Origin of the sequence: Candidatus Protofrankia californiensis (assembly GCF_900634765.1) — a bacterium.
Taxonomy (GTDB): domain Bacteria; phylum Actinomycetota; class Actinomycetes; order Frankiales; family Frankiaceae; genus Protofrankia; species Protofrankia californiensis.
In genome coordinates this window covers 4,260-8,631 of sequence record NZ_CAAAFT010000256.1, presented here as the reverse complement: position 1 = coordinate 8,631, position 4,372 = coordinate 4,260, and the positions used below count along the sequence as shown (strand labels likewise).

Below are 4,372 nucleotides of genomic sequence, written 5' to 3'. Positions count from 1 at the left end.
ACGTTACTGCCGATCACAGTGAACTCACGCAGCTCGGCGCCGGCCTCGATCTTGGTGTAGTCACCGACGACCAGCGGGCCGGTGAGCACCGCTTCGGGGTGGACGTCGGCATCCCGGCCGACCCACACCCCCGGCGAGACCTCGAAGCCGCCGATCTCCACGTCGACCTTGCCGTCGAGCACGTCGGCCTGGACCCGCAGGAAGCTGTCGATGGTGCCGACGTCCTCCCAGTAACCGGCGACGACGTGACCGAAGACCGGCGCCCCGGCGGCGACGAGCTTCGGGAACACCTCACCGGACCAGTCCACCGGCTCGCCCGCGGGGACGTGGTCGAGGACCTCCGGTTCCATGACGTAGATGCCGGTGTTGACCGTGTCGGAGAACACCTGCCCCCACGTTGGCTTCTCCAGGAACCGGGCGATCCGGCCGTCGTCGGAGGTGATGACGATCCCGAACTCCAGGGGGTTCGGGACGGACTTGAGCGCGACGGTGACGAGCGCGCCACGCTTGCGGTGGTAGGCCATCAGAGCGGTCAGGTCGATGTCGGTGAGTGCATCACCGCTGATCACCAGAAAGGGGTCGTGGCGCAACGCGTCCTGGGCGTTCTTGACGCTGCCGGCGGTCCCCAGCGGGGTGGTCTCGGTCGCGTACGACAGGTGCATGCCCAGCTCGTCGCCGTCACCGAAGTACGCGCGGACGTGGGCTGCGAGGAACTGCAGTGTGACCACGGTCTCGTCGACCCCGTGCCGCCGCAGCAGCCGCAGCACATGTTCCATGATCGGCCGGTTGACGACGGGAAGCAGCGGTTTGGGCTGGTTGGCCGTCATCGGACGCAGGCGTGTCCCCTCCCCGCCGGCCATGACGACGGCTCTCACCGACCCACCTCCGCGTCCATCGCGTCCATGCGGCCGGCTTCCGCGTGCCCGGGATCCCCTCGGGGACAAACCGGCCGATCGGTGTCGCGTCCCGACCGCACCAGCCGGCGCAGCTGTACTCCATAAAGGATTCCCGACCACCAGTACAGGGCCGTACCCCAGATGGCGAACGCCCACCCGAACGGACGGCAAACAGTGGCAAGCCAGTTGTCGCCGGCCGAGAGCAGCAACAACGGGAAGGCGTAGAGAAGGTTGAAGGTCGCGGCCTTACCCAGGTAATGCACAGGAAGCGCCGAACCGTAACCCAACCGCCGCAGTACCGGTACAAAGCCCGCGAGCAGGACGTCCCGGCCGACGAGCAGTGCCGCGAACCACCAGGGGACGATGTCGCGCAGCGTCAGAGCGACGATCGTCGCAAAAATGTAGAGGCGGTCAGCGAGCGGGTCGAGCAGGGTGCCCAGCCGGCTGGTCTGACCCAGCGCCCGAGCGAGCTTGCCGTCGAGATAGTCGCTGACGCCGGCAAAGGCGAGGATGCCCAACGCCGCTCCGTCGGCATGGGGTCCCAGCGCCAGCCACAGGAAGACGGGGACCCCGGCCAGCCGCAGGGCGGAGAGCAGGTTCGGGATCGTGAGCACCCGGTCGGAGGGGGTCACCGCAGCGGACACGCCAGGCACCTCCTCTCCTCGGGACACGAGGACGGTGAAGCCGCCCACCGCACAGGGAGAAGATTAGACGACGGGCGGCGGTCATCCGTGCTCTACAGGAAGCGTCCCACCCAGTAGGTGCTGGTGTAGATGGGCTGGAGGTTGATGGTCCGCCCGGTCTGGGGAGCGGCCCACATGTAGCCGTTGCCGGCGTAGATGCCCATGTGTGTGATGTTGTCCGGTGAGCCGAAGAAGATCAGGTCGCCGGGCTGTTTGGCCGCCTTGGGGATCCGGATGGAGGCGTCGAACTGCTGCTGCGCGGTCCGGGGGAGATAACGGCCGAGTTGTTTGAACACATACTGCGCGTAACCCGAGCAGTCGAAGGCGTTGGGGCCGGCCGCGCCGTAGACGTAGGGCTTGCCCTTCTGCAGCGAGGCGAGGTAGACGATCTTCTGGCCGATGGAGCTGCCCGGGATGACCGTGGGAGTTGCCGACGAAGCCGACGACGAGCCGGATGCCGAGCCGGATGTCGTCGGGCTCTTCACCGTCACGGTGGTCGCGCCGGCCAGCGAGGGACGCAGGGCGTTGGTGCCGTCGAACACCGCCGTCAACGTCGTGGTGGACAGCAGACGTGTGGCGATCTTCGCGATTCCGCTTCCGTCGGTCTGCAGCTGGGCGGTGGTGGTCCACTGCGGTCCGTTCGCCACCGCGATCCGGACCCGCTGGCCGGTGACGGGCTGCCCGGTCCCGACCTGCGTGGCACGGACGGTGAAGACGACGGGCGCGTTCGGTGCGACGGTCGCCCGATCGGGAACGATCGACACCGAGGTGAGGGTCGGATCCGGATTTCCGATCTTGCCGGCCAGCCCGACCGTGGATGCGGCCAGGGTGGTTCCGTGCGACCCACCGCCGATCATCGAGGCGGTGGTGGTGCCGGTGGCGGCGGTTGGTTCCAGCGAGGCGTTGCCGCTCGGGCCCGGCATCGTCGCGGCGAAGCCCGCCGTCGACGCGGCCAGGGTCCCGGTCGTGACCGCGGCGATCGTGGCCACCCGACGGGACTGTGGACTCAGGCGGACACGGCGGTACAGGGATTCGTGATCGGACCTGTCCACAGGTACCTGATCACGATGACGACCGCGACCGGTGGTTTCCCCGCTCACGGGGAAACGGATGACGCCACGTGGAAGCAACACGTGTTCCTTCCCGTACGCCCGCGAGGCAGCGTAATCCTTGCCCTGAACCAGGATGTGGGCATGATTCAGGTAACGGTTTTGAGGGAAACCGTCAGGACCGCGGAACCTCACTCCTACCTTTGGCTACTCGGAGGGGACATCGGATCGGGGCAGGACTGGGCGTTTCGATCCGACGTGTGTCTTCTGGGAGGGGCAGAGAGGTCAGTCTCTGGGGGTGGGCTGATGCTGTGCCAAACGATATCGGGTGGCGCACATGAGGACGCAATACCCCCAAACCCAACAGTCCGACGCATTCGTCCCGTGGTCCGGCGTAGTCCTTGCATTGATGATCCGAGGTTGGCGTCCGGACCTGCCGGCATCCGGCACAATCGGCTTCGTGCGGGCATCGAGGACAGGAAGAGCAGGAGAGCGGACCTGCGTCCGCGTCCTCATGCTGCTGCCGCTGGTGTTGATCGGGCTCCTGCTGATGCATGGCGGGCTCGCCGCCATCCTCGAACCGTCACGCATGGACCATGCGGCCGCTCCGACGGCGCCAACGCCCCACGAGACGACAGGTGCCATGGCGGCGGCGCACGGTCGGATGCCGGCTGCCGCCGAACATCCCGACCACGTCGGCCCGCTGTGTCTGGCGGTGCTTCGCGTCGGCCTGGCAACGGCTGTCGCCGGGCTCCTGCTGGGGCTGCTCGGCGCCTGCCTGGCAGGCTGCCCGGTGCGGTCGGCGACGCCCGGGGTCCCAGGCGGCAACCGGCGTGCTCCCCCGTCGCGGTCGCCTCCGTCGAGGCCTCCTACCCTCGCTGAGCTGTGCGTGCTGCGGCTGTGATCCGGTGCACCTTCGCCTGACCACGGTGAGTTGTGTTCAGGCAACGACGTGTCATGCCCGGACGGACCCGGACAGGCATGTGGACACCGGTTACGCAGACAAGCATGTGAGGACGACTTGGCCATGAAGCGCTTTGCGCTACTTGTGACCGCTCTCGTTGCCGGCATCGTGCTGGTGGCGTGCGGCGACGACGACACGACCGCTCCCGGCGCGGCGGAGTCCGCGTCCACCGACCACAACACAGCTGACGTGAGCTTCGCGCAGAACATGATTCCCCACCACCGGCAGGCGATCCAGATGGCCGATCTCGCCGCCACCCACGCCTCCGGCCCCCAGGTGACGGAGCTCGCCACACGGATCCGGGCAGCACAGGATCCCGAGATCGCGATGATGACCGGATGGCTGAGGACCTGGGGTGAACCGACCGATACCACGGGGTCGGGCGCCATGGGCCACGGTTCCGCACCTGGGCACGGTTCCATGGGTCATGGCTCGACGGGCGCTGACAGCGCGTCCGCCGGCACAGGTATGGGGATGATGTCCGAGGCCGACATGGCCGGACTGACCGGTATGCGGGGCGCCGAGTTCGACCGGATGTTCCTCGAGATGATGATCGAACATCACGAGGGTGCGGTGAGCATGGCCGAAACGGAGATCCGCGAAGGCGTGTACGGCCCGGCCAAGGCGACGGCCCAGAACATCCAGACGAATCAGACCGCTGAGATCCAGGCCATGAACACCATGCTGCACCGGAACTGAAACCAGCACCGAGCCGGACCTGAAACCGGACAGCGGACCGGACGCCGCCGAGAGCCCTGATGCAAACGCTCTCGGCGGCGT

The 4,372-nt window shown here is 67.4% G+C and carries 5 protein-coding genes; 2 read left to right on the top strand and 3 right to left on the bottom strand.

Features of this window, described 5'->3' with window-relative positions:
* From DD1DGNOD_RS29420 to DD1DGNOD_RS13885, 3 genes are all read right to left on the bottom strand, one after another.
* Nucleotides 1-860 (bottom strand): sugar phosphate nucleotidyltransferase (locus DD1DGNOD_RS29420; RefSeq protein ID WP_241255711.1); only part of this gene is annotated, 860 nt, incomplete at its 3' end.
* An 11-nt stretch (nt 861-871) separates the two neighbouring features.
* The gene (locus tag DD1DGNOD_RS13890) at nt 872-1,540 is read right to left on the bottom strand and encodes a CDP-alcohol phosphatidyltransferase family protein (protein ID WP_131766803.1); all 669 of its coding nucleotides are present in this window, start codon (nt 1,538-1,540) and stop codon (nt 872-874) included.
* A 92-nt stretch (nt 1,541-1,632) separates the two neighbouring features.
* On the bottom strand, nt 1,633-2,631 hold the full coding sequence (locus DD1DGNOD_RS13885) for a C40 family peptidase (protein ID WP_131766845.1): 999 nt from the start codon (nt 2,629-2,631) through the stop codon (nt 1,633-1,635).
* A 511-nt stretch (nt 2,632-3,142) separates the two neighbouring features.
* On the opposite strand from DD1DGNOD_RS13885, the gene DD1DGNOD_RS13880 reads away from it, so the two are divergent.
* Both DD1DGNOD_RS13880 and DD1DGNOD_RS13875 read left to right on the top strand, forming a co-directional pair.
* Nucleotides 3,143-3,532 carry a hypothetical protein gene (locus tag DD1DGNOD_RS13880; RefSeq protein ID WP_131766802.1) on the top strand — a complete coding sequence of 130 codons (390 nt, stop codon included), beginning with the start codon at nt 3,143-3,145 and terminating at the stop codon, nt 3,530-3,532.
* 123 nt (nt 3,533-3,655) lie between these two features.
* Nucleotides 3,656-4,291 carry a DUF305 domain-containing protein gene (locus DD1DGNOD_RS13875; protein ID WP_131766801.1) on the top strand — a complete coding sequence of 212 codons (636 nt, stop codon included), beginning with the start codon at nt 3,656-3,658 and terminating at the stop codon, nt 4,289-4,291.
* Nucleotides 4,292-4,372 lie beyond the last annotated feature (81 nt).

Bases quoted from the DNA above. Each gene is read 5' to 3' on its own strand.
- DD1DGNOD_RS13880 (WP_131766802.1), top strand. From the start codon at position 3,143: ATGCTGCTGCCGCTGGTGTTGATCGGGCTCCTGCTGATGCATGGCGGG.
- DD1DGNOD_RS13875 (WP_131766801.1), top strand. From the start codon at position 3,656: ATGAAGCGCTTTGCGCTACTTGTGACCGCTCTCGTTGCCGGCATCGTG.